At 33.6% G+C, this 23,823-nt stretch carries 22 protein-coding genes; 8 read left to right on the plus strand and 14 right to left on the minus strand.

The window, feature by feature from the left end; all coding sequences use genetic code 11:
• A partial coding sequence (locus tag EQ921_RS03990; RefSeq protein WP_164875575.1) for a hypothetical protein occupies nucleotides 1-412 on the minus strand: 412 nt, incomplete at its 3' end.
• A gap of 192 nt (nucleotides 413-604) precedes the next feature.
• Nucleotides 605-1,729, minus strand: coding sequence for a 5-methyltetrahydropteroyltriglutamate--homocysteine S-methyltransferase (locus EQ921_RS03995; RefSeq protein ID WP_128330682.1), 1,125 nt, complete (start codon nucleotides 1,727-1,729; stop codon nucleotides 605-607).
• Between the two features lie 155 nt (nucleotides 1,730-1,884).
• Between EQ921_RS03995 and EQ921_RS04000 the strand changes: the two genes are divergently transcribed.
• Nucleotides 1,885-2,346 carry an Lrp/AsnC family transcriptional regulator gene (locus EQ921_RS04000; RefSeq protein WP_128330683.1) on the plus strand — a complete coding sequence of 154 codons (462 nt, stop codon included), beginning with the start codon at nucleotides 1,885-1,887 and terminating at the stop codon, nucleotides 2,344-2,346.
• A gap of 16 nt (nucleotides 2,347-2,362) precedes the next feature.
• On the opposite strand, the gene EQ921_RS04005 is transcribed toward EQ921_RS04000, so the two are convergent.
• Nucleotides 2,363-2,758 (minus strand): helix-turn-helix domain-containing protein, encoded by a 396-nt coding sequence (locus tag EQ921_RS04005; protein ID WP_128330684.1) that lies wholly within the window; start codon nucleotides 2,756-2,758, stop codon nucleotides 2,363-2,365.
• A gap of 85 nt (nucleotides 2,759-2,843) precedes the next feature.
• On the opposite strand from EQ921_RS04005, the gene EQ921_RS04010 reads away from it, so the two are divergent.
• Nucleotides 2,844-3,374 (plus strand): NAD(P)H-dependent oxidoreductase, encoded by a 531-nt coding sequence (locus EQ921_RS04010; protein WP_128152899.1) that lies wholly within the window; start codon nucleotides 2,844-2,846, stop codon nucleotides 3,372-3,374.
• A 68-nt stretch (nucleotides 3,375-3,442) separates the two neighbouring features.
• Here the strand turns inward: EQ921_RS04010 and murC are convergent, their stop codons facing one another.
• From murC to EQ921_RS04035, 5 genes are read right to left on the minus strand one after another with little or no spacing between them, the layout of a single operon-like run.
• Nucleotides 3,443-4,789 (minus strand): UDP-N-acetylmuramate--L-alanine ligase, encoded by a 1,347-nt coding sequence (gene murC / locus EQ921_RS04015; protein ID WP_128330685.1) that lies wholly within the window; start codon nucleotides 4,787-4,789, stop codon nucleotides 3,443-3,445.
• Nucleotides 4,786-5,802, minus strand: a complete 1,017-nt coding sequence (locus EQ921_RS04020; RefSeq protein WP_128330686.1) for an acyltransferase — start codon at nucleotides 5,800-5,802, stop codon at nucleotides 4,786-4,788. The genes murC and EQ921_RS04020 overlap by 4 nt, the downstream gene beginning before the upstream one ends.
• Nucleotides 5,803-5,819: 17 nt before the next feature.
• Nucleotides 5,820-6,650 carry a 1-acyl-sn-glycerol-3-phosphate acyltransferase gene (locus tag EQ921_RS04025; protein ID WP_128152901.1) on the minus strand — a complete coding sequence of 277 codons (831 nt, stop codon included), beginning with the start codon at nucleotides 6,648-6,650 and terminating at the stop codon, nucleotides 5,820-5,822.
• A 9-nt stretch (nucleotides 6,651-6,659) separates the two neighbouring features.
• Nucleotides 6,660-7,289, minus strand: a complete 630-nt coding sequence (locus EQ921_RS04030; protein WP_128152902.1) for a CoA pyrophosphatase — start codon at nucleotides 7,287-7,289, stop codon at nucleotides 6,660-6,662.
• Nucleotides 7,290-7,293: 4 nt separating this feature from the next.
• The gene (locus EQ921_RS04035) at nucleotides 7,294-8,613 is read right to left on the minus strand and encodes a S28 family serine protease (RefSeq protein WP_128330687.1); all 1,320 of its coding nucleotides are present in this window, start codon (nucleotides 8,611-8,613) and stop codon (nucleotides 7,294-7,296) included.
• A 524-nt stretch (nucleotides 8,614-9,137) separates the two neighbouring features.
• Between EQ921_RS04035 and EQ921_RS04040 the strand changes: the two genes are divergently transcribed.
• On the plus strand, nucleotides 9,138-10,793 hold the full coding sequence (locus EQ921_RS04040; protein ID WP_228427632.1) for an LTA synthase family protein: 1,656 nt from the start codon (nucleotides 9,138-9,140) through the stop codon (nucleotides 10,791-10,793).
• A gap of 62 nt (nucleotides 10,794-10,855) precedes the next feature.
• Here EQ921_RS04040 and odhB read toward each other — a convergent pair whose 3' ends face one another.
• A complete protein-coding gene (gene odhB, locus EQ921_RS04045) occupies nucleotides 10,856-12,091 on the minus strand; it encodes a 2-oxoglutarate dehydrogenase complex dihydrolipoyllysine-residue succinyltransferase (protein ID WP_128330689.1) in 1,236 nt (411 codons plus the stop codon).
• A gap of 20 nt (nucleotides 12,092-12,111) precedes the next feature.
• Nucleotides 12,112-14,871, minus strand: coding sequence for a 2-oxoglutarate dehydrogenase E1 component (locus tag EQ921_RS04050; protein ID WP_128330690.1), 2,760 nt, complete (start codon nucleotides 14,869-14,871; stop codon nucleotides 12,112-12,114).
• Between the two features lie 457 nt (nucleotides 14,872-15,328).
• On the opposite strand from EQ921_RS04050, the gene EQ921_RS04055 reads away from it, so the two are divergent.
• On the plus strand, nucleotides 15,329-16,279 hold the full coding sequence (locus tag EQ921_RS04055) for a YihY/virulence factor BrkB family protein (protein WP_128152907.1): 951 nt from the start codon (nucleotides 15,329-15,331) through the stop codon (nucleotides 16,277-16,279).
• Here the strand turns inward: EQ921_RS04055 and EQ921_RS04060 are convergent.
• Complete coding sequence (locus EQ921_RS04060; protein ID WP_128330691.1) at nucleotides 16,274-17,152, minus strand: diacylglycerol kinase family protein; 879 nt, start codon at nucleotides 17,150-17,152, stop codon at nucleotides 16,274-16,276. The two genes, EQ921_RS04055 and EQ921_RS04060, sit on opposite strands and share 6 nt — an antisense overlap.
• Before the next feature lie 2 nt (nucleotides 17,153-17,154).
• Nucleotides 17,155-17,811, minus strand: a complete 657-nt coding sequence (gene rpe / locus EQ921_RS04065; protein ID WP_128330692.1) for a ribulose-phosphate 3-epimerase — start codon at nucleotides 17,809-17,811, stop codon at nucleotides 17,155-17,157.
• A gap of 346 nt (nucleotides 17,812-18,157) precedes the next feature.
• Here rpe and EQ921_RS04070 point away from each other — a divergent pair, with 346 nt between their 5' ends.
• The 4 genes from EQ921_RS04070 to EQ921_RS04085 all read left to right on the plus strand — a co-directional run bounded on the left by EQ921_RS04070 (nucleotide 18,158) and on the right by EQ921_RS04085 (nucleotide 21,400).
• A complete protein-coding gene (locus tag EQ921_RS04070; protein ID WP_181951002.1) occupies nucleotides 18,158-18,715 on the plus strand; it encodes an AraC family transcriptional regulator in 558 nt (185 codons plus the stop codon).
• A 147-nt stretch (nucleotides 18,716-18,862) separates the two neighbouring features.
• Nucleotides 18,863-19,705, plus strand: coding sequence for an SDR family oxidoreductase (locus EQ921_RS04075; protein WP_128330693.1), 843 nt, complete (start codon nucleotides 18,863-18,865; stop codon nucleotides 19,703-19,705).
• Between the two features lies 1 nt (nucleotide 19,706).
• Nucleotides 19,707-20,918, plus strand: a complete 1,212-nt coding sequence (locus tag EQ921_RS04080) for an MFS transporter (protein WP_164875576.1) — start codon at nucleotides 19,707-19,709, stop codon at nucleotides 20,916-20,918.
• Nucleotides 20,919-21,007: 89 nt separating this feature from the next.
• Nucleotides 21,008-21,400 (plus strand): nuclear transport factor 2 family protein, encoded by a 393-nt coding sequence (locus tag EQ921_RS04085; RefSeq protein WP_128330695.1) that lies wholly within the window; start codon nucleotides 21,008-21,010, stop codon nucleotides 21,398-21,400.
• A 58-nt stretch (nucleotides 21,401-21,458) separates the two neighbouring features.
• Here EQ921_RS04085 and EQ921_RS04090 read toward each other — a convergent pair whose 3' ends face one another.
• On the minus strand, nucleotides 21,459-21,986 hold the full coding sequence (locus EQ921_RS04090; protein WP_128330696.1) for an alpha/beta hydrolase: 528 nt from the start codon (nucleotides 21,984-21,986) through the stop codon (nucleotides 21,459-21,461).
• Nucleotides 21,987-22,037: 51 nt separating this feature from the next.
• Nucleotides 22,038-23,816, minus strand: a complete 1,779-nt coding sequence (locus EQ921_RS04095) for an ABC transporter ATP-binding protein (RefSeq protein ID WP_128330697.1) — start codon at nucleotides 23,814-23,816, stop codon at nucleotides 22,038-22,040.
• Nucleotides 23,817-23,823: the final 7 nt, after the last annotated feature.

Here is a 23,823-nt window from a genome sequence, read left to right on the forward strand (position 1 = left end):
GAACATCCTGCCCGCCTATCTGGATCGTTGCATATACGATATGGGAGTTCTGCAGCTGGGAGGCTATGTCTCCTCCGTATTTGGCATAGTATTTACCGGCCTCTTCCCTGAGTTCTTTTTCCAGAACTTCGGGAGGAGTGACCGTAAAGTTATTTAAGGGTTTGAATAGTTCACTATCGGGTATATCGGAATATTTCTGGCTAAGGGTGGAAAGTCCCTGCTGTATTTCCGAAGCGGCGGATTGGGCTTGGGAATAAGCCTCTTGGGCTTGTTGGGCGGCTTCGGATAAAGGAACGGCGGCTTCGGTAAGTTTCTGGTTTACCTTATCGGTGACTCCGCTGGCATCGGCTGCATTTTTGGCCAATTCGGATGCCTTGGGAGTCTGGAAGGAGTTTTTGTCCATCTGACTCATAATGTATTAATTTATAGATTACTACTAAAAATAGAAAACAGTATGAGGTAAATTTACTAATAAATTTTATACGATAACCTAAAGTAAAATAATTTTATATTTTTTTAACAAAAATAGTTAGTAATCAGCATGTATTTAAATAAAAAAGTCACTAAAATAATTAGTAACTTTTTTATTTAAATATGGAAAAAATCATTGCCCCCAGACTTCACGGGAAATATCTTGTATGAGTTTCAGTTTTTGCCATTGTTCTTCTTCGGTCAGGCAATTTCCTTCTTCCGTTGAAGCAAATCCACACTGCGGACTCAGGCTTAGACGGCTTAAATCCACATATTTACCGGCTTCATTTATTCTTTCAATAATTTCTTCTTTATTTTCTAATTGAGGTCTTTTACTGGTAACTAATCCTAAAACAACTTTTTTATCTTCAGGAACATATTGTAAAGGCTCAAAATCTCCGGAACGTTCATCGTCAAATTCCAGGAAAAAAGTATTTACATTTTCGCCTGCAAAGAGATGATCGGCAACCGCTGCATATCCTCCGGAAGCAGCCCAGGTGGAATGGTAATTACCCCGGCATACATGGGTGGATATTTCCAAATCAGAAGGCAAATCTTTTATAGCTTCATTATTTACCTGTAAATATATTTGTTTAAGATCGTCTACATTGTAGTTGCTTCCTGCCATGGTAGACCAGAAATTCTGATCGCACAACATACCCCAGGTACAGTCATCTAATTTTAAGTCCCTGCAACCCAATTCGTAAAAAGCTAAAATAGCCTCTCTGTATGCACGGGAAATATCCTGGTATAATTCTTCGCGTTGAGGATAGAACAGAGTAACCCTTTCTTCATTTTTTCCCCGTAAAAGTTCTGCAAGAAATTGTGCCGGTGCCGGAATACTTTGTCTGGCCTGATACCCTTCTCCTGCTGCTTGTTTTAAAAAACGGAATTCATGAAGGAAAGGATGTTCCGGTGTAAAACGAATTTTGCCGGTAAGGCGGGCCGAATCATCACGGGTTTCTTCTCCCTGAAAAAGATATCCCTGTCCTATATGATGATGCTCTACTCCTTCAAAACCCCAGAAAAAATCCAAATGCCAATAACTCCTTCTGAATTCTCCGTCACTGATATGGGTAAAACCGAGTTCTTTTTGTTTATTAATAATTTTCAGGATTTCTTCATCCTCCAGAGCCCGAAGTTCTTCCGGACTGATTTTTCCCTGGGCTAACTGTTCTCTCGCCTCTTTTAATCGTTGCGGACGTAAAAAACTTCCTACCGTATCACATTTGGGCAAATGATGAGCTTTATCTGTCATTTATTTAAGTATTTTATTCTTTACAAATTTATATATACTAATAAATAATATTACATAAATTATAAAAATTGAAATAATTATCTTAAAATATGTAAAAACACCAATTATTATACTTTTAATAAGTATATTTACCTTTTTAAAAAGAATATTTTTCTATGGAACATCTGGATTTAACGGATTTAAAGCTGCTAAGGATTTTACAAAACAATTCCAAACTCACCATTAAAGAGCTGGCAAAGGAAGTTAATCTGTCTCCTTCACCGGTTTTTGAAAGGATAAAAAGACTGGAACAGGAGGGGTATATAAAAAAATATATAGCTCTTCTGGATGCAGATAAGCTAAATAAAGGTTTTACTGTCTTTTGCCAAATAAAATTGAAACAACATGACCGTATTTTAGGAAATACTTTCGTAGAAGATATCAGTTTGATTGATGAGGTTACCGAATGTTACAACATATCCGGAGATTTTGATTTTTTACTGAAGGTACAGGTGCGAGACATGAAGCATTATCAGGATTTTGTATTTAATAAGCTCGGAGGGGTACATTCAATAGGAAGCACACACAGTACTTTTGTCATGGCAGAGATTAAAAATTCGTATGTCATAGATATTTAAGAATGTTTTTGTTTTCTTATCTGCCGGCAATCAACTCATTGGCATCCTCTGTTCCGTCATACCATTCTTTATGCCGTTGCCCCCATTGATCCAGCTGTTCTAAAATGGGAGTAAGCTCATGGCCGATATCGGTCAGCTCATACTCAACCCTGGGCGGAACTTCTGCGTATACTGTTCTTTTTACTAGTTTATTCGCTTCCATCTTTCGAAGCTGAAGAGTGAGCATGCGCTCGGTTATCTCTGGAATCGCCCTTCTGAGTTCACTGAAACGCATTTTACCTTCGGATAAAAAACAACAAATAGACAAAACCCAGCGACCTTCGATAAGGCTGATGGCATACATAGTAATACAGTTTTTTAACAATCTGCTTTTATTTTCATAGTTGGTTGAAGTTTGTTTAATTTTACCCATTACTTACATTTTTGTTAGTACCATACATTTAAACGCTAATATATAAAATAAGAGGAAGCTTTTCTATTTTTGAAAAAAATAAAAAATGAAAACACTTATTATAGTCGGACACCCGGATCTTAATCATTCCGTTATCAATACAAGATGGATAGAAGAATTAAAAAAATATCCGGAAGAGTTTACGGTACACAGTTTATATGAAGCTTATCCTAAGGGAACTGCCATTGAGGTTGAAAAAGAACAACAATTGATTGAAGAACACGGAACTCTCATTCTTCAATATCCGTTATATTGGTTTAATTGTCCTGCTTTGCTAAAAAAATGGATGGATGACGTATTTACCTATGGATGGGCTTATGGTTCCAAAGGAGATAAAATGAAAGGCCGAAAAATAGCATTGTCTATTTCAGCCGGAATGCGCACTGATGATTTTACGAAAAACGGAAAGTATGGTTACACCCTTGAGGATCTCATAGGACCGTTTAAAATGTCTGCGTTATATATGCATTCTGATTTTAAAGGCTTTCATTGTTTATACGGAGCAGAAGAGGCTGTGGAAAATACAACTCTGGAAGAAAACAGTAAGGAATATATTTCTTTTATTCGCTCGCTGTAATGAGTTATTGGTCCTAACAAAACATTCCCTGAACGGAGAATGTTTTGTTATATTTCTTATCAAAAAATCTATTTGAATATTTGATCGAGATTCATACCTCCATAATTTCCAGAACTCATCATTAAAAAGACACAATTGGATTTGTCCATTTCGCATAAATAGTTTTGCAAAGATGCAGACTCTGTAAAAACCATAAGATCTGGTCTGCCAAAAGATTCCCGGATAAATTCCGTTGAAATGGGCTGCATCCGTTTAATCTTCAAAGCTTCCTCACTGTAAAAAACTAGTGCCTGATCTGCTGCGTCTAACGAATTTTTATATTGCAATAAAAATTCCGGATTCAGAGAACTGTATGTGTGAAGCTCCAGACAGGCTACCAATTTTTTATTCGAATAATTTTCCTTTACTGCTTTCACAGTGGCTGAAACTTTAGAAGGTGCATGCGCAAAATCTTTGTAAACCAGATAATTCTGATTTTCATAAATTTTTTCCAGTCTTCTGGAAGCTCCTTTGAATGAAATAATTGCTTCATAAAATTCCTCGTCCCAAACTCCCAACTGATTACAAATTAAACGGGCTCCTTCCAAATTTAAGATGTTATGTCTTCCGAACACCGATAGCCTTACTTCGCCTTCATGAGTTTGCAGAAAAACCTGTTCATCACGGATGGTGTATTCGGGCGTGTGATAAGGAAACTTTTTTAAATAGTTTTCTGACTTCTCCACTACTTCAACCACCTCTTGATCTTCCTGATTGTATATAAGCGCTCCGCCCGGGCTGATACTGTTTACAAAGTCTGTAAACTGCTGCTTATAAGAATCAAAGGTAGGAAATACATTAATATGATCCCAGGCAATACCGCTAATTAAGGCTATGTTGGGTTGGTATAAGAGAAATTTGGATCTGCGATCTATTGGAGAAGAAAGGTATTCGTCTCCTTCCAAAATTATAAATTCATTATCATGAGTAAGTTTAACCATAGTATCAAAACCTTCAAGCTGAGCACCTACCATATAATCAACTTCTTTGTGGTGATAGTTCAACACATGAAGAATCATGGAAGTTATGGTGGTTTTTCCGTGAGAGCCCGCAATTACTACCCGGGTTTTGTTTTTGGATTGCTCATAAAGAAATTCTGGATAAGAATATATTTTTATTCCCAATTCCTGTGCTTTTATTAATTCAGTATTATCCTCATGTGCATGCATTCCTAAAATAACAGCGTCTAAATCCGAAGTTATTTTTTCCGGAAACCATCCCATTTTTTCAGGTAATATTCCATGATTTTCAAGTCTTGACCGGGACGGTTCGAAAATGGCATCGTCGGAACCGGTAATCTGATATCCTTTATTTACCAAAGCCAAGGCTAAATTGTGCATTGCACTTCCTCCTATGGCTATAAAATGTATTTTCATTTTCTTACTAAATTTAGGTTTTTATACTTTAATGCTTGCTTTTCAATTAAATTCCAGGATAAATATCCCAAGATGTAGGAGATAATGATGGTTAAAACAATTAATATTTCTACCTGAAGTATATTAAAAAAGTAAATTAAAGATTGTTGAACTAAGAAGGAATAGATATACACTCCATAAGAAATATCTGTTTTATTTAAAAATGAAAAGGCCGGAGTTAATAATGAGCCGAATGGAATAATAACTAATGGTAAAAATATATGGGACATCAATTTCAAATTGTCAATAAATAATGCTATTAAAAAGAAAGAAACACCTATACTAATTAATATATAATTCCTTTTTTTATTGGTAATATCTATGAAATTAAATAAAGCTCCCATAATAAAGAAAGAAAGAAATTCAATAAATTTGCCAACATTAAAAGCATGTATTTGTTTATGATAAAAGGATGGGTTTTTTATTAAAATAAAATATAATAGAATAAGTAACAAGGTAGTTAATATGTATAATAAAAACTTAGATCGCCTAAAAAAATAAAATGGCAATAAAATTAAATAACAGCCAAACTCATGAATTAAAGTCCATAAAGAACCGTTTACTGAACCAGGATATGGATTTGTTGAAAAAAAACCTGAAATATTAGTTTTTAAATAAATCAGGGATAGTCCATTCGGTACATAATATAATATTGTTCTGGAATGAAAATAAGGCTCTTCACCTTGATAAACAAAATATCCGAATAAAAAGGTGAGTATTAATACAACTGCTAGTGCAGGATATATTCTAAGTATTCGATTCCATAAATATCGAAAAACAGAATTACTTCTATTAAAACTTTTAAAAATTAAATATCCACTAATAATAAAAAAACCATTGAGCCCTATGTAAGATAATTCAACTCCTAAAATTTTATGAAAAATTTCAGGGATTTTTAATAAATTATAACTATGAGTAATTAATACTAGGCTAGCAAACAGAAGTCTAAGAAAATTAAAATTATTTTTATGCATTATTTCATATTAAAAAATTACATTTCAAAGAAAGGCCTTGTTTTTTCTTCTTCTCTTTGTGCTTCCAGCTCCTCAACGGTTTTAACTTTTAAAAATTTGGGATCCTGTTCTATAGCATTCATAATTTTATCCAAAATGACATTTGCATTCTCATTGTCGTAATCAACTTCCAAGGGTTCCTTAAAAGTCATTTTAGGCTCTACTCCTCTTTTCTTAACCAATAATCCTTTTTTATCAAAAGCTCTTCTAAATCCATCAATAACTACCGGGATTACAATTGGTTTATTCTTTTTTATAATTTTAGCGGCTCCTTTTCTTCCGGGAGACCAGGGAGTGGTCGTTCCCTGTGGAAAGGTAATTACCCAGCCACTATCCAATGCTTTTATAATATTATCAATTTCAGACATATCCACCATGCGGTTCACTGATTTACCTGCATCACGCCAGGTTCTCTTTACTGTAATAGCTCCTGCCAAAGCAAACAATTTCGCCAGCATTCCTTTGTTCATGGTTTCTTTAGCAGCTACATAATACAAATCAATCTTTGGATCCAAAAGATATACCGGATTCTTTATAGTGTCTTTGTATCCGTGTTTTACGGAACAAAATACATGATACATGGCAAAAACATCTGCAAAATAAGTCTGATGATTGGATACAAACAACACATTGGTATCTGGCAAATTCTCCAGATGTTCCGTTCCTTTAATTTTTAACTTATTAAATCCGTTAAACCTATTGTATGAAATAAGCCCGAAAGTAAATATTAAAAACCTTTTAAGAAAGAACCAATGCCCGAATGCGTCTCTAAAAATTCTTTTTCTCTTCTTTTTATTTTCTGTCTCCATTTTTCAAATTTAAAAACCTGTAAATATATCACTTTTTAACAAAACTCTAAACTCATTTAATATCATCGCTGTGGCTCCCCATATTTCAAGATTGTTATATATAAAAGCCGGAACGGTATTATTGTATTTGCTTTTCATTACTATAGAAGTATGATATAAAAACTGACTGATATCTATTTCGTATACTTGCTGCACTTCTTTTTTATCTGGTAAAAACTCTATTTTCTTTTCATGGTAGATTGCAATATAAGGGTGAACGTAAAAATTACTCGGGGGTATATACAATGGAGTCATTTTTTTTACAATTTCCATTTTTTCTTTGATAAGTCCAAGTTCTTCAAAGGTTTCACGAAGGGCAGCATCTGCCTGAGTTAAATCATCCTTCTCCCGTTTTCCTCCGGGAAGTCCTATCTGCCCGGAATGCACCCCTTCGTAAACTGTACGTAAAATTAACGGAAAATATAGTCGTTCACTTTTTTCATATACTACAATTAATACAGATGCACTGCGTGGATTTTCAGCCTCTATTTGAACAGGGGTATAACTCTTCCTGTACGGTGGTGAAAGTTCATTATGGGCTTTGCTACCGGGAAGAATATCTACAGCTTGTAATTTATCTTTAACTTTTAAAAAATTCATGTTTTCATTTGAGTGCGTTAAAATCAGGCTGAATCCCTAACCATTTCTCCAATGTATTGCTGAATTTTCTTTTTAAATCGTCATTCATTTTATTAATCCGTGCCGTTGCATGATCTGCACCCTTAATTTCCAGTAGTATTGAATTGGTTTTTGGCGACGGTATTACCTTGGTAGCACTCCAGGTATCTATTCCTCCATAAATGTAAATGATATTGTCTGCTTTTGTTTCCAGCCATTTCTTTAATCCTGTATTTATTTTTTCCGAATATACCAGTTTTCCGGCATTTTTAGGAGCAAAAACAGCTGACGGATTTGTCCTATATTGCCGTATAACTGATGCAAACGGTTGAATATTATATCCGTAATACCCCATTTCTGTAGCAGCCTGATAATAATGGGGCGCTAATTCTTCAATTTCTTTATCACTAAAAAAACTTATATTAGATTTTTTTAATAAATAATCCACAGCAATGGCTATATCCGGATTCTCTGGAATCTCAGCACATGAGGAACCCCACTGCCAAAAAGAAAAAGAATATTCTAAAACAGCTAATTCGTAGGCTTTCTCAATGGATCCAACGTAATCAAATTTAAGTCCTCTGACCTCTGCGTATACCTTAATATATTTAACTGCTTCCTCTTCATTTGAGAACATATAAGTCTGAAAATCTTTTATCTTCTGTCTGCATTCGGAAGTTCCCACTTCGTCGAGAAATTTATATATCCGTGGATCTTCCAATGAATAATTAATCGGAGCCACATAGGGAACAGATACATCAACGTCATCCGGGAAAAAATACCGGTAGTATATAGTTGTCTGCCCTCCCTTGCTTATTCCGGTACTTATCCATTTTCCTTTATACATTTTTTTGAAAATTTGATTAATATGATGCAGATCGTGAGTGGCATTGTATAAGTTAAGATATTTCCAGTCAAAATGCAGGGAATCAGGAACAGATTCACCAAAATAACGATGTTCAATGTTGATGTCATTGGAATGAGTAATCTGTTGCAACTCATTTTTTCTGTCATACATATCGTACCCTTGCGTTTCCATTACTACGGGATTATTAAAACCTGTATGGGTATAGATTACCTTCTGGTAAAAAGATCCTTTTCCCGGATTTTTCCAATCTAAAGGTTGTTTTATTTTTAATTCATACTTTATCGGATATTCATTTTCCATGCTCAATTTTTTAAAAGATACCTCCTGCTGTCCGGATAAGAATTCCTGTATTATTTTGTCATCAGTAGTCTGAGCCCCTACCATGTAGGTTATTAACCCTATTAAAACCAATACCCATTTACTTTTCATCTTTTTCATTTCAAAATTTAACAAGTTAAAATTAAGCGTATTATTTTGTTTATTAAAATTACATAATATTAAATATATCTAAATCTTAATTAAATTTTTTTTTATTGCTGATTAGGTTTCCTGAAAATTATTTTTCATAAACCTCTTAAATAAACTGAAGGTAAAAAGTAATTTACAGGTCTTTATCTATTAATTTCTTAAATGTCAATAAAATTTATAGTTTTGCAACTATTTATTAATTACCAATGAAAAAAATTCAATATTTACGGCCGTTGTTCGTTTTCGTTCTTTGTTCATTACTTATAACAACCCTCAGCAGGTTTATTTTGTTTATAATATTTAAGGATAGGGTTACCCAAACAGAAAATTACGGTTTGATTTTTCCCATCGGTATTCATATGGATCTGATTCTGATATCGTATTTATGTATGATTCCTGCACTCATTTTGTCTTTGTGCCCTACAAAATATCTTCATTATTTCAACAAATTTTTATCCGGTTATTTTTTGATTTTTCTATTTCTATTTTTTTTTATGGAAATAACCACTCCGGATTTTATAGAACAATATGATACCCGTCCCAACAAACTATTTTTAGATTACCTGATATATCCGCAAGAGGTAATAACCATGCTTATTAAAGGCCGGCTGATGACCGTAATTATAGTACTACTTTCCAGTATACTGCTACTATACCTTGGAATAAAAAAAGGTCGAAAATTGTTTGTTATACCAGAATCTTCTTATAAGATAAGAATTATTTTATTTCCTTTCCTTGTATTTTTTCTTGTGTGGGGAGCTCGTGGAAGTCTAACAAGTATAAGGCCTTTATCTCCGAGTAGTTCCGTTTTTTCCAACGACCAATTGACAAATACATTATCTCTTAATTCTTTATATACTGTGGTATATGCTGCTTATGGGCTTAAAAATGAAGCCAATGTGTTAAAAATGTATGGAAAAATGGAAGAAAAAGAAGCATATCAAAGAGTGAAAAAATACATGAATGCACCGGAATCTTCTTTCACGGATCCTAGACTTCCTTTTCTTCATAGTCAGGTATCTAGTGAGGTGGAAACTCCTCCATATAACCTGGTCATTTTTTTACAGGAAAGTCTGGGTGCTGAGTTTGTAGGCTGTTTAGGAGGAATGCCTCTGACACCTGAACTGGATAAACTTTCCCATGAAGGAATGCTTTTTACCCATTTATATAGTACAGGAACCCGAAGCGTAAGAGGTATAGAGGCTGTTGTAACAGGCTTTTTACCCTCACCGTCTGAAAGTGTTGTTAAACTTGGAAATTCTCAAAGGGACTTTTTTACCCTAGCCGATTTATTTGGCCGTAAGGGTTATGAAACCAGCTTTATTTATGGAGGTAAATCTGATTTTGATAATATGGCTTCTTTTTTTAACGGCAACGGATTTAAGACGATAATTGACGAACCAGTATTTGATAAAAACAAAAGTCGCTATGCTTTTAAAGGAACTTGGGGATATTCTGATGAAGACCTGATAAGTAAAGCCAACGAGTATTTTAAATCATTGGATAAAAAGCCTTTCTTTTCATTAATTTTTTCGAGTTCCAACCATGATCCTTTTGAATTTCCTGATGGAAGAATTCAATTATATGAAAAACCGAAAAATACAGTTCATAATGCTATTAAATATGCTGATTTTGCTATTGGTAAATTTTTTGAGCTGGCAAAAAAAGAAGAATATTACAAGAATACGGTTTTTGTGGTCATTGCCGATCATAACACCAGAACTTACGGCCCGAACCTTGTACCTATTCACAAATTTCATATTCCTGCCTTACTCATCGGTCCCAATGTTCCCAAGCATACTACCTATGATAAATTATGCAGCCAGATAGATATACCTCCTACTCTTCTGGATTATATAGGTATGGATGTTGTAAACCCAATGCCTGGAAGAAATTTGCGCAGTCTTCCGAAAGATATTCCTGGAAGAAGCATTATGCAATTTCATGATATAAATGCATTTCGGGTTGAAAACCAGGTAGTCATATTGCAACCCAATAAAGAACCTCTTCAATTTGAGATAAAAAATGATACTACTTTTATTCCTGTTGCTTTAAATAAAGATCTGGCAAAAGATGCGCTTGCTCACGTAGTATCCGCATATTATTTATATAAGGATAAAAAATACAGACTTCCTGAAGGAAAAAAATAAATCTGATAAATAAAAAACTCCGGATTTAATTTCCGGAGTTTTTTTTATAGATTATAGTTTTTTTATAATTCCAAAGCTTTTCTTACATTATTGTTCATCAATAATTCTTCAGGATTTTCAATCGCTTCTTTTACAGCAACTAAAAAGCCTACAGATTCTCTTCCGTCAATAATTCTGTGATCGTAAGATAAGGCAAGATACATCATAGGTGCAATAGTAATCTGTTTGTTTTTTACTACCGGTCTTTCTACAATATTGTGCATTCCTAATATGGCACTTTGCGGTGGGTTTAGTATCGGTGTAGACATCATAGATCCAAAAACTCCTCCGTTAGTAATGGTGAAAGTTCCGCCTGTCATTTCGTCTACGGTTATTTTTCCATCTCTTACTTTAATAGCCAAATCTTTGATGTTTTGCTCCACGCCTCTGAAAGTCATAGTTTCCGCGTTTCTTAAAACCGGAACCATTAACCCTTTAGGTCCTGAAACGGCTACACTGATATCCTGAAAATCATAGGATATTTTATAATCTCCGTCAATCATAGAATTTACATCCGGATACATTTGTAAAGCACGTACTACGGCAAGCGTAAAGAATGACATAAATCCAAGTCCTACTCCGTGTTTTGTTTTGAATTCATCTTTAAATTCATTTCTTAAGCGGAAAATTTCACTCATATCCACTTCATTAAAAGTGGTAAGCATAGCTGTTTCATTTTTTACATAAACCAAACGTTCTGCCACTTTTCTTCTCAAAACAGACAGTTTAGATGATTGAGAGGAACGAACTCCGCTTCCTGCAGGGGTTCCCATTGAAGGAACTGCTGCATTAATTGCATCTTCCTTAGTTATTCTTCCTTCTTTACCGGTTCCTGAAATAGATGCGGCAGGAATGTTTCTTTCTTCTAATATTTTTTTTGCTGCAGGAGAAGCCGTTCCTGTTGCATAAGTGGGCTGCGGTTTAGGTTCTGCCTGAGGTACCGGTTTTACAGGTTCTGGTACCGGAGTGGTTTGAGCAATTTCCTGTTTTGGCTGCTGAGGTTCCGAACTTGCCGGTTTTGCTGCATCCGTATCGATTAAACATACTACCTGACCTATCTGAACCGTGTCTCCTTCTTGTGCCTTTAAAGTAATAGTTCCGCTTGCTTCTGCCGGTAAATCCAACGTAGCTTTATCTGAATCAACTTCAGCAATAGCCTGATCTTTTTCCACATAATCTCCATCTTTTACTAACCAGGTAGCAATTTCGACTTCTGTTATCGATTCTCCCGGAGAGGGAACTTTCATTTCAAGTATCATAGAATACGTATTTTTTTGGTTTATTTTATATTTTCAAAAACTGTGTTTATCAATGCATGTTGAATTTTATCATATCTTTCGTGTGATCCCGGAGATGGAGAGCCACTAGCTGAAGGGCATACAACATCTATATCGAATTTTCGGAATTCTTTCAATATATACCACCAGGCTCCCATATTTTCAGGTTCTTCCTGAGCCCAGATAAATTCTTTTTTGTTTTCGTATTTATCTAAAATCTGGTAGATTTTTTCCCAATGCAATGGATATAATTGTTCCAGTCTAACCAATGCTACTCTTTCTTCGTTCAGTTCTTCTCTTTTTTTAAGTAATTCATAGTACAATTTACCTGAACAGAAGACTAATCGTGTTACTTTATCTGTTTGAGCCGTTGAATCATCAATTAATTCCTGGAAACTTCCCTGTGACAGTTCCTCAAGTGATGAAACCACTTTAGGATGTCTAAGAAGACTTTTTGGTGTAAAGACAATTAATGGCTTTCTGTAGTTTGTTTTCAATTGTCTTCTTATGGCATGGAAGAAGTTTGCCGGAGTGGTAGAATTTACCATATACATATTGCCATTGGCACATAATGGAAGAAATCTTTCAATTCTTGCTGAGGAATGTTCTGCTCCCTGCCCCTCAAATCCGTGAGGTAAAAGCATAACCAATCCGTTCTGCATTTTCCATTTATCTTCAGCAGCTGATATGTACTGATCTATTACAATCTGAGCTCCATTGACAAAATCACCAAACTGAGCTTCCCAAATAGTCAATGAATAAGGAGTAGTCATAGCATAACCATATTCGAATCCTAAAACTCCATATTCTGAAAGTAAGGAATTATAGGCATAAAATTTAGCTTTGGTGTCAAGCTGATTCAATGTTATGATTTCTTCTTCTGTATCTTCTGTTTTAATTACCGCATGGCGATGGGAAAAAGTTCCTCGTTCCACATCTTCTCCGGATAACCTGATTGTATGTCCTTCGGTTAAAAGTGTTCCATAAGCGAGTAATTCAGCCATACCCCAATCAATTGCATTGGTAACTTCCACCATATCTCTACGCTGTTTTAATAACCTTTGTATTTTATTGAACAGGTTTTTTCCCGGAGGTACTTCGGTTATGGTTCTGGCTATTTCTCTTAGCTTATCTTCTGGATAAGTGGTATCAACAGTTGTTAAAAGCTCATCTGCACCAACCCTGTCAAATGTTTTCCACTCCTGTTGCATGAATAATTCAACAGTAGCCTTATCTATTCCTTTAGAATCCTCAAGACTTCGATCCAATAAAACTCTGTATTCTTCATCACTTTCAGCAATCATTTGCGGAGTGATCACTTCTTCTTTTTCAAGCTGGGTCCTGTAAATTTCTCTGGGATTCGGATGTTTAGCTATCGTTTTGTAAAGTTGCGGCTGGGTAAATCTTGGTTCATCCCCTTCATTATGTCCGTATTTTCTATATCCCAACAAATCAATAAATACATCTTTATTGAATTTGTTTCTGTAATCGCAAGCAAACCTAACTGCATGAATTACAGCTTCTGCATCGTCTGCATTCACATGAAGCACCGGAGACAATACGGTTTTGGCTACATCGGTACAATAGGTACTTGAACGAGCATCCAGATAATTAGTTGTAAAGCCTACCTGATTATTTACTATGATATGAATGGTACCTCCGGTGGTATATCCGTCGAGACTCATCATCTGAAGTACCTCGTACACGATGCCCTGTCCTGCTATAGCGGCATCACCATGTATCAGAATAGGTAGTACTTTTCCGTAGTTTTCATTATAATCGTGGTCGGTCTTTGCCCTTGCAATTCCTTCAACCACAGCGTCTACTGTTTCAAGGTGCGAAGGATTAGGAGCCAGACTTATTTTTACAGTTTTTCCTTTTTTAGTATTGTAGTTATTGCATGAACCTAAATGATATTTTACATCTCCTGAAAAAATAGTTTCTATGTAATCTTTTCCTTCAAATTCTGTAAATATCTGAGAGTAGGATTTATTAAATATATTGGCCAATACATTAAGTCTTCCTCTGTGAGCCATTCCTATGACTATTTCTTCTACTCCCAACTCAGAAGAATGATTTATAATTTCATCGAGTGCCGGAATAAGACTTTCACCTCCTTCCAATGAAAATCTTTTCTGTCCTACAAATTTTGTGTGTAAAAAACTTTCAAAAGCAACTGCATGTGAAAGTTTTTTTAATATTCTTTTCTTTTCGTCAACATTTAGAATAGCATGGTTATAATTTTTTCTCAACCAATTTTCAATCCATGCCATCTCTTCCGGCTTACGGACATATGCATATTCAATTCCTATAGAATCACAATAGATTCTATTTAAAAAATCAATAACTTCCTGCAGAGTATAAACACCTTCCAGACCCAGTATTTTACCATTTACAGACATAGTTAAATCAGACTTTGAAAGTCCGAAATTTTCTATATCCAAAGTCGGTGTGTAAGATCTTCTTTGTCTTACGGGATTAGTCTTTGTAAAAAGATGTCCCCGGGTTCTATATCCGTTAACAAGATCTATGACTTTAAATTCTTTAATGATATTTTCTGAAATTCCTTCAGTATTTACCTGAGCTGAGCTTTTGTCTGTTTCGATTAGGGATTTGCCGTTGTAGGTTTGATTTGCAAAATCGAATCCTTGAAAAAAACTTCTCCAGCTGGGTTCTACACTATCTGGATATTTCAAATATTTTTGATACAATTCTTCAATATATTCGGAATGAATTGCATTTAAAAATGAAAATCGGTCCATTTTATTTTTTATTACTTTTAATGGTGTATTTTATTTTATGTCTAGCTTCAAATCTACTAATTTTGTAATAACCTGCAAAAGAAATCTGGAATATATTATAAGCAACACTCTAACAACTGCTTATACTATCAAAGCTGTTTATTTGTCTTCTGCAAAGCTTATAATAAGCAAAATTATTTCCTTCTATTTAATAATTATCTTTTACTTTGGATACATTTATGTGTTTTTTGTTATTATTTGGTTACGATTTTTTTTTGTTATTTTCATTTTGATCCGATTAGATATTTTGTTATCGAAATTTTTAATTGCTCACTTACAAGCAATAAGTTTACATTTATAAGCCTGGATATTGGTATTATTTAAAATATTCTGCTTAGCTTATGAACAGGTTTAAATAATGTAGATTTATTATTTAAAAAATATATAATATCTTTGGGGGCTTAAAAAAACTTCTTCTATGGGTATCAGATTTAAGAATACCAAAGCTTTTCTTAAGAAAATAAGAATTTCATCTTTCAATAATATTTCCCTGTTTGAAATATTGTCTATTTATTTTCATGGAATTACCAGGGGGTCACTGGGTGTACGTGCAGCGGCAGCTTCGTGGAGTATTTTTATGAGTATGTTTCCTTTTATGATTTTCTTTTTACTGTTTATCAGCTACTTACCTTATTATGAAGAAATACAGCATCTTATCTATGATTTTTTACTGAAAAAATTATTGCCTCCTCATATTTTTACTGTTGTTAATACTTATATGAACGATAGGTTCAACCTTGTTAATAATCAACTGAACAGACCTAATACTTTATTACTTGTCTTTTCCGTTTTATTGTTTATCTTTTTATCGTCCAATGGCATACGTTCATTAATCAGAGGCTTTAAATCCATTAATCATAAAGAGCCTATCGAGTTTAAAGGAGTTCGTTCTTTTGTATTGAGTATATTTATTGTACTTTTCTTTTCGGTGTTTTTATTTTTATCTTTACTTTTGATTTATGTAACTGAATTTGTATTTCGCCTTTTTCAACATTCCATTTCATTCAATGCATTCGAATATCGTATAATTATAAATCTGCTAAACTTTTTCTTATCCTTATTTATATTCTTTATTGGAATTTGTTTCCTGTATTACCTTGGAAGGACGACTAAAATAAGCTTTAGAGGAGTAATGCCCGGTGCTTTTTTAACTACTGTATTATTTACTTTGACGACTTACCTTTTTGGTTATTACATTGCCAATTTTACTCGCTTTAATGTTTTATACGGCTCAATAGGCTCTGTGCTTATGATTATGCTGTGGGTAAATATTTCAGTAACGTTTACTCTTGCAGGCTATGAATTAAACATAGCATTGCAAAAGGCTAAATACAAAAATTCTTCTCAAGCGGAAATTAAAAACTTATGAAACTAATATATTCAGGGCCTGAGGTAATATTGATATTTTCAGCTCCTGTGTATCCAGAGCCATATATTCTCCATCTAGTTGTATAAAACCATTACTTGATGTTTTAACATTTAAGTGATTTGTTTTGAAATAACTTTGTTTTTTGCTAAAATTTTTCTTCACTACAAAACCCAATCCTATGGATAAAAATTTAAACCATGAACATTTTTTAACTAAATTAACATCAAGCAAACCATCTTTAAGTGATGCTTGGGGTGCAATTGTAAAATCGTAACCCATACAATTACTATTTGAAATATTCAATAACATGGCTTTGCCTTCAAAATTGAATACGTCAGAATTTAAAATCAAATGAACTGGTTTAAACTGAAATATACTTAAAAAAACGCATTTAAGATATCCTATTAATTGCCTTTGTTTCTGATTTGAATAAACCTTAACTGCCTCAGCATCGAAACCTATTCCTGTATTACTGAAAAAGAAATATTCATTTAAACATCCCACGTCAATTTTTTCAATTATCATTTTGGAATTCAGAATAAGCTGCAATGCTTTTTCATAATTTAAAGGCAGTTTTAAATGCCTGGCCAAGCCATTTCCTGATCCGATGGGTACAATTGCCAATGGGATATCTTTGTTAACTAAAGCTGAGGCTACTTCGTTAAATGTTCCATCTCCTCCACAGCTAACAATCAGATCAGCTCCTTCATTATACGATTTTATGGCAAAATCGTGAGCATCATTTTTTTTCTCAGTTAATTTAATTTCAATATTATAGTCGTAAAAAAGTTTTCGAATACTTTTTTCTACTTCTTTTCCTTTTCCTCCTCCCGAAATGGGATTTACAATAAAATGAATTTTTTTAACTTTCATTTCTATATTTCAGTGGTAATTTTTAATTTTTTTATCATTTCCAGTGGATTTGTTGCATTAAATACTGCACTTCCTGCGACCAATACATCAGCTCCTGCTTCTGCCAGCTGATGTGCATTGTCTAAATTTACTCCTCCATCTACCTGTATCAGTGCTTTTGAATTTTTTTTGATAATTAATTCCTTTGTCAACGATATTTTATTATACGTATTCTGAATAAACTTTTGTCCTCCAAACCCGGGATTAACACTCATGACTAAAACCAAATCCAAATCTTCAATTATATCTTCCAGAAGATGCACATTTGTATGCGGATTTAATGCTACCCCTGCTTTCATACCTGCATTTTTTATTTCCTGAACTGTACGATGTAAATGAATACATGCTTCGTAATGTACGGTAAGGTAGTCTGCTCCCAGATTTTTAAAAGTTTCAATATAGGGATCGGGATTTACAATCATTAAATGTACATCCTTAATTTTTTCGGCTTTTTTGTTAACTGCATCAAGGATAGGAAATCCAAAAGATATGTTAGGAACGAAGACACCATCCATAACATCTATGTGAAACCATCCGGCATCACTTTTGTTAATCATTTCAATATCTTTATTCAGGTTTCCGAAATCTGCGGATAGTATAGAAGGTGCAATAATAGCCATAATTTTAGTTTTATTAAATTGTTAACAAAGTTAAGAATAATGTAATTTTTATCTTCTATTTAATTTAATGTTTTTATATTGACAAAGTTCATGTTGAATCTGGGCAAAAAATAAATTTTTAAATAAATGCATTGAGCATCGTAATTTCCTGATAGGAAATTAACTATATGAATTATTCAATGTTAATTAACTTATATATTTTTTATTTAAAAAAACTAAACGTAACAACATTTGTGCCATGAATTATTTTATATATAACTACATATCTTTAATCTTATTAAGGAATTTATACATCTTCAAAAGATAAAAAGTTAATATTTGTAAATTTGCATATAAGATTTTTGTTATGGAATTATTTATAAAAAATATGGTTTGTAACCGATGTATTCTGGTAGTTAAGAATTTAACAGAGGAATTAGATTTAGCAGTTCTCAAGGTTGAAATGGGTAAAATTACACTAAAAGAAAAACTGGACAAAAACAAAACTAGTCTATTAAAAAATCATCTTGAAGAACTAGGTTTTGAATTGTTGGATGACAATCAGCAAAAACTTATTGAAAAAATTAAAACTTTAATCATAAATCATATTCAAAATCTTAAAGATATAAATATAAATTTTTCTGAACTTATATCTCAAAGCCTTGCTAAGGATTATTCATATTTAAGTAAATTATTTTCTGCAACTGAAGGATTAACTATTGAACATTATACAATATTACAAAAAATAGAGAAGGTGAAAGAGTTACTTACTTATGATGAACTTACTTTATCTGAAATTTCTTATCAATTGGGATACAGCAGTGTTGCACATTTATCTTCACAATTCAAAAAAGTTACCGGACTTACTCCGTCTCAATTTAAATCTCAGGGTATTAAACTGAGAAAACCCTTAGATAAAATCTAGTTTTCCATAGACTTCCTTATATTTTAATTTTATAACATCAGGCATTATTTAGTTTAAAAAAGTAAATAAGGTAAGACAAACTGTAATTCGTATAAAATATTTAGTTGGATTATAGTGACCTTTGCTTTATAAATAAAAAACAATATAATGAAGGATTCTAAAGATATTATAGTACTTACAGGTGCCGGGCAATTGGGAATGGCTATTGTAAGAAGAATGGGATATGGTTATAAAATATTTATAGCCGACTGGAAATTTGAGAATGCAGTATCTATATCTCAAATTTTAACAGAAGCAGGATTTGATGCTGTTCCTTTTAAAACAGATATTTCTTCGAGAAAATCTATTTCCGAACTTATCTCTGCTGCTCAGAAAGAAGGAAATATTGCCATGCTCATAAATGCTGCAGGTGTATCTCCAAGCCAATCCACTATTGAGCATATATTAGAGGTTGATTTATACGGAACAGCTGTACTACTGGAGGAATTTGGTAAAGTTATAAAAAAAGGAGGATCTGCTATTACTATTTCTAGTCAGTCCGGATACAGAATGCCTGCCTTAACCGCTGAAGAAGATAAATTATTAGCAACTACTCCTGCAGAAAGTTTATTTACCCTAGAACTTCTACAAACTAAAAATATAAAAAATACTCTACACGCCTATCAAATAGCTAAAAGGTGTAACGTAAAAAGAGTAGCAGCTGAAGCAGTAATATGGGGGAAACGTGGAGCCCGGATAAATTCAATATCACCAGGCATCATTGTAACACCTTTGGCTTTGGATGAATTTAACGGGCCCAGAGGAGACTTTTATAAAAATATGTTTGCGCAATCACCGGCAGGTCGTCCCGGAACAGCTGATGAGGTAGCCAACGTTGCTGAATTGCTTTTAAGCAGTAAAGGTGCTTTTATTACAGGTGCTGATTTTTTAATAGACGGAGGTGCTACGGCTTCTTATTTCTATGGTTCTCTTCAAACTGATAATCTTTGATATGAATTTATTGAAAACATTTCATTATGCTTATGTTATTATCTTTTGCTGCTGCATGATTATGGGTGTTATCATTGGACTGGTAATGAGCTGCGCGGGTATTTATTATGTTCCTGTAAGTAACGAACTAGGTGTGTCCAAGGCTGATTTTGGTTTATATATGACTTTTGTATATGCATTTTCTTTCTTTATGCTTTCTGTAGCAGGCCGGATGATGGATAGATTTAGTGTGAGATGGATTTTAACTTTGAGTTCCGCTATGATAGGCCTGACTTACCTGGCAATGTCTCAATTTAACCATATCTGGCAATTTTATATTTCAGGTGGTGTATTAGGTATTGCCTTATCTTTTTTGCTATATTTAAGTTATCCTGTGTTAATTAATCGATGGTTTATATCAGGAATCAGTTTTTATATAGGTTTGTGCAGTGCTGCCTCCGGAATCGGAGGAGTACTCTTTAACTTACTTATCGGTCATTATATTGAAATTTATGGCTGGAGAACAGCTTATTTAATATCCGGACTACTCATATTAGTAGTGGTTACTCCCCTATTAGGTTTCTTATTAAGAGATTATCCTGCGGATAAAGGCCTAAACCCTTATGGGAAAACTAATATTATTAACAAAAAACCTGAAACAGGAATTATGTATCATACAGCCATACAATCAAAGGCTTTTTACCTTATATTTTTGTTTGCATTTTTAATGATTGCCGTATCCTCTCTTAATTTATTTATTCCTGCTTATGTAATTTCCATCGGCTATTCTTTGAAGCAGTCTACACAGGCTGCATCCTCTATTATGTTAGGAGTAACTCTTGGGAAAATAATATTAGGGTATTTAAACGATAAAAGTGTTATTCTGGGTATATTTTTATCCATAAGCCTGGGTATTCTAGGTTTAGTTATATTAATTCTTAGCAAAGACATTGTGGAAATGATGCTAACCGGAGCTTTCTTATTCGGCTGGGCGTATGCAGGCGTCACTGTTGAAACTGCTATTTTAGTTCGCTCTGTTTTCGGATCGAAAGAGTATGCCAAAATATTTTCACATATATCTATTTCTTTAGCATTAGGCGGAACTATCATGTCAGGAGCCTGGGGTTATCTTGCCGAAACAATAGGGTTTAAAATATTATTGGGTGTTGGAATATCCTGTTTACTATTGTCCGGAATACTCGGTTGGCACGCTCTGAGTTATAAAAAATTCTAAATCAACAGATTCATAAAACTTAACTGTAAAAATAAAAATCCTGATTATTTTATTATTAAATTTTATCATATTTTAATCTTGGTATTAACATGCAATTAAACATAAAAAATAAAAATATTCAGCTGGAAGAAGCTATTAAACAATCTATAAGACAGCTTATACACTCAATGGTTCAAAATGATTTAAACACTATAGATAAGCTGTTGGATAAAGATTTTACCTTAACACACATAACAGGATATGTTCAGTCTAAATCGGAATGGTTAGATAATATGAGAAGCGAAAAAATGAAATATTACTCGTCTAAAGAAACGGAACTTTATCTTAAAATAAATTATAATAAGGCGATTGTTCTTATACGAAATTATATTGATGCTAATATTGGGGGAAGTAGAAAAAACTGGCGTTTACAACAAAAATTTGAGTTAGATAATCATGATACCTCATGGATTATCACAAAATCCGTAGCATCATTATTTTAAAAAACTATAGTAATATTTCCAGTTTATGTTGTCGTACTTCCCGCAAATAGTAATCAATTTAGATACTTTTTAAAATATGCTGTCCTTCCTCCCATACTCCGTACCCTGAAGCTACATTAATATGCCCTGCGTTTCCTACGGATCGTAGTTCACTTCCCCAGCATTTAGCAAAATAAGAAGCTCGTTCTACACTTACCCAAGGATCGTCTGTACTATAGACCACAACTGTCTTAAAATTAATTTTTTCTAACGGCATAGGTGTAAAGCCATTAGCAGGAAAAGTATATGCCGGATTTTCAATATCACTGGGTGCCACCAACAATGCTCCTTTAATAGTTTTCTTAAATCTTTTAGCCCAATGTGCAATCGTTGCACATCCTAGACTATGTCCTATCAAAACTATTTCGTGCTTATCATAATAAGGTTGCAGTTTTTTTTCAATAGTATTGATCCAATCTTCACATTCCGGGCTATCCCAATCCTTTTGTTCAATCCTTATCATAGACTCAGAAGATTTTTCAAAATATGTTTGCCAGTGTTCCGTATCAGATCCGCCTAATCCAGGAATATTAAAATAAATGATCATGATTGTATTTTTGGTAAATCTACATATAAATTTGTAAAAATTAGTTTATTTTTATTCGAGCGTTTTAGAGATTTTATCCAGATTAAGGCTTCGAGCCATAGAATCAAATATATCCTTATATGTTCCTCCATGTGCATAAACCTCTTCATGTGTTCCCTTCTCCACTACTTTTCCACCTTTCATTACATAAATACAGTCTGAATCAATAATCTGTGACAAGCTATGAGAAATTATAATCACGGTCCTGTTTTTCTTTATAGCATCTAAACTATTTTTTATTTGTTCGGTAGAAATAGCATCTAAACTGGCGGTAGGTTCATCTAAAAAAATTATAGGCGGATTTTTTAAAAACATACGTGCAATGGCAATTCTTTGCTGCTGCCCCCCTGACAGAGACAATGCTGGTGAATCGTAACCTTGAGGAAGTTCCGTTATCTGATCATGAATATATGCTTTCTTTGCGGCATTAACCATATCTTCCTGCCCTGCATCCGGATTACCATATAAAATATTTTCGGCTATAGTTCCATTAAAAATATGATTTTTCTGAAGCACAAGTCCTATATTATCTCTTAAAAAGGCAGTGTCGTATTCTTCTAATGGTATGCCATCTAATAAAATTTTACCTTTAGTCGGTTCATAGAATTTATCGAGTAAATTTATTACCGTACTTTTACCGGCTCCCGATAGTCCTACCAATGCCGTAATTTTATTAGGATAAATTTCCATATTTACTGTATGTAATGCCGGTGTTCCATCAGGATATTTAAAACTTACATTGACAAGCTCGAACTTTCCAGTAATTTTTTCAGGTTTATAGGTTCCACTTTTTTCTATCTGATCATCCGCTTTTAATATTTCAAAAAAACCTTCAGAATAAATTAATGCATCATTCATTTCATCATATATACGGTGTAACTGTCTTATTGGTGCTGATACATTGTTAAAAAGCAAAATATGAAACATGATAGCACCAATGGTCATATCACCATTCAGCACCAGATAGGCTGTCAGAATAATGATAAGAACTATTCCAATTTGTTCTACAAAACTTTTTAAACCATCAAAAATGAAACTGATTTTCCGTGTTTTTAATTGAGCACCTGTTAAATCATTTTGAAGAATCAACTGCTTGTCAGCTTCTTTATTTTCTCTTACAAATGATTTAATTACGGATATGGATTCAAATATGCTTAAAATACCCTGGCTTTTATTTTCCCTGAATTTTCTAATACTTCTTCTTGCACCACTCAACTTCTGAGCCTGCCTGCGTGTTACAAAAAAATACACCGGAATAATACTCAACCCCACCAGCCCTACATAAAAATTTGCGTTAAACATCATTAGCAAAGCCACTAATGAACTGGCAAAGAGTGGTAGTATATCAATAAAAAAATTCTGAATCATCCGGGTTAGGCTTTCAATTCCCCTATCGATACGAATTTGTAATTTTCCGGATTCATTTCCTCCAGATGAAAAAAAAGCAAGTTTGTAAGTTAGTACCTTTTCCACCACAGTTTGAGCCAGATCTTTAGATACATATATCCTTAATTTTTCACCATAATATTTTTGACCAAACTGAATAAGTGTATTGAGTATCTCTTTACTTAATAAGATTAATGAAATTAATGCTAAAAGTTGTACTCCTTCTTTAACTCCTTTGTGCTGATCTACTAAACTATTTATATGATCTACGGTATACCGCAATACCCAGGCATTTACCTGTGCTGTCAGAGAACCTGCTAATGTAAGAATCAAAGTAAATACAACGAGCCAGCGATAAGGATAAACAAAAGGTCGTATATTTTTGAAAAGTTCTGTTAGTGTCATTTATTTA

The sequence above is a fragment of the Apibacter sp. HY039 genome (assembly GCF_004023655.1).
GTDB classification, from domain to species: Bacteria; Bacteroidota; Bacteroidia; order Flavobacteriales; family Weeksellaceae; genus Apibacter; species Apibacter raozihei.

Bases quoted from the DNA above. Each gene is read 5' to 3' on its own strand.
- EQ921_RS04080 (WP_164875576.1), top strand. From the start codon at position 19,707: ATGAATTTATTGAAAACATTTCATTATGCTTATGTTATTATCTTTTGC.
- rpe (WP_128330692.1), bottom strand. From the start codon at position 17,811: ATGGCTATTATTGCACCTTCTATACTATCCGCAGATTTCGGAAACCTG.
- EQ921_RS04000 (WP_128330683.1), top strand. From the start codon at position 1,885: ATGGAACATCTGGATTTAACGGATTTAAAGCTGCTAAGGATTTTACAA.
- EQ921_RS04035 (WP_128330687.1), bottom strand. From the start codon at position 8,613: ATGAAAAAGATGAAAAGTAAATGGGTATTGGTTTTAATAGGGTTAATA.
- EQ921_RS04010 (WP_128152899.1), top strand. From the start codon at position 2,844: ATGAAAACACTTATTATAGTCGGACACCCGGATCTTAATCATTCCGTT.
- EQ921_RS04090 (WP_128330696.1), bottom strand. From the start codon at position 21,986: ATGATCATTTATTTTAATATTCCTGGATTAGGCGGATCTGATACGGAA.
- EQ921_RS04095 (WP_128330697.1), bottom strand. From the start codon at position 23,816: ATGACACTAACAGAACTTTTCAAAAATATACGACCTTTTGTTTATCCT.
- EQ921_RS04020 (WP_128330686.1), bottom strand. From the start codon at position 5,802: ATGCATAAAAATAATTTTAATTTTCTTAGACTTCTGTTTGCTAGCCTA.
- EQ921_RS03995 (WP_128330682.1), bottom strand. From the start codon at position 1,729: ATGACAGATAAAGCTCATCATTTGCCCAAATGTGATACGGTAGGAAGT.
- EQ921_RS04050 (WP_128330690.1), bottom strand. From the start codon at position 14,871: ATGGACCGATTTTCATTTTTAAATGCAATTCATTCCGAATATATTGAA.
- EQ921_RS04040 (WP_228427632.1), top strand. From the start codon at position 9,138: ATGGAAATAACCACTCCGGATTTTATAGAACAATATGATACCCGTCCC.
- EQ921_RS04055 (WP_128152907.1), top strand. From the start codon at position 15,329: ATGGGTATCAGATTTAAGAATACCAAAGCTTTTCTTAAGAAAATAAGA.
- murC (WP_128330685.1), bottom strand. From the start codon at position 4,789: ATGAAAATACATTTTATAGCCATAGGAGGAAGTGCAATGCACAATTTA.
- EQ921_RS04025 (WP_128152901.1), bottom strand. From the start codon at position 6,650: ATGGAGACAGAAAATAAAAAGAAGAGAAAAAGAATTTTTAGAGACGCA.
- EQ921_RS04075 (WP_128330693.1), top strand. From the start codon at position 18,863: ATGAAGGATTCTAAAGATATTATAGTACTTACAGGTGCCGGGCAATTG.
- odhB (WP_128330689.1), bottom strand. From the start codon at position 12,091: ATGATACTTGAAATGAAAGTTCCCTCTCCGGGAGAATCGATAACAGAA.
- EQ921_RS04085 (WP_128330695.1), top strand. From the start codon at position 21,008: ATGCAATTAAACATAAAAAATAAAAATATTCAGCTGGAAGAAGCTATT.
- EQ921_RS04030 (WP_128152902.1), bottom strand. From the start codon at position 7,289: ATGAATTTTTTAAAAGTTAAAGATAAATTACAAGCTGTAGATATTCTT.
- EQ921_RS04070 (WP_181951002.1), top strand. From the start codon at position 18,158: ATGGAATTATTTATAAAAAATATGGTTTGTAACCGATGTATTCTGGTA.
- EQ921_RS04005 (WP_128330684.1), bottom strand. From the start codon at position 2,758: ATGGGTAAAATTAAACAAACTTCAACCAACTATGAAAATAAAAGCAGA.
- EQ921_RS04060 (WP_128330691.1), bottom strand. From the start codon at position 17,152: ATGAAAGTTAAAAAAATTCATTTTATTGTAAATCCCATTTCGGGAGGA.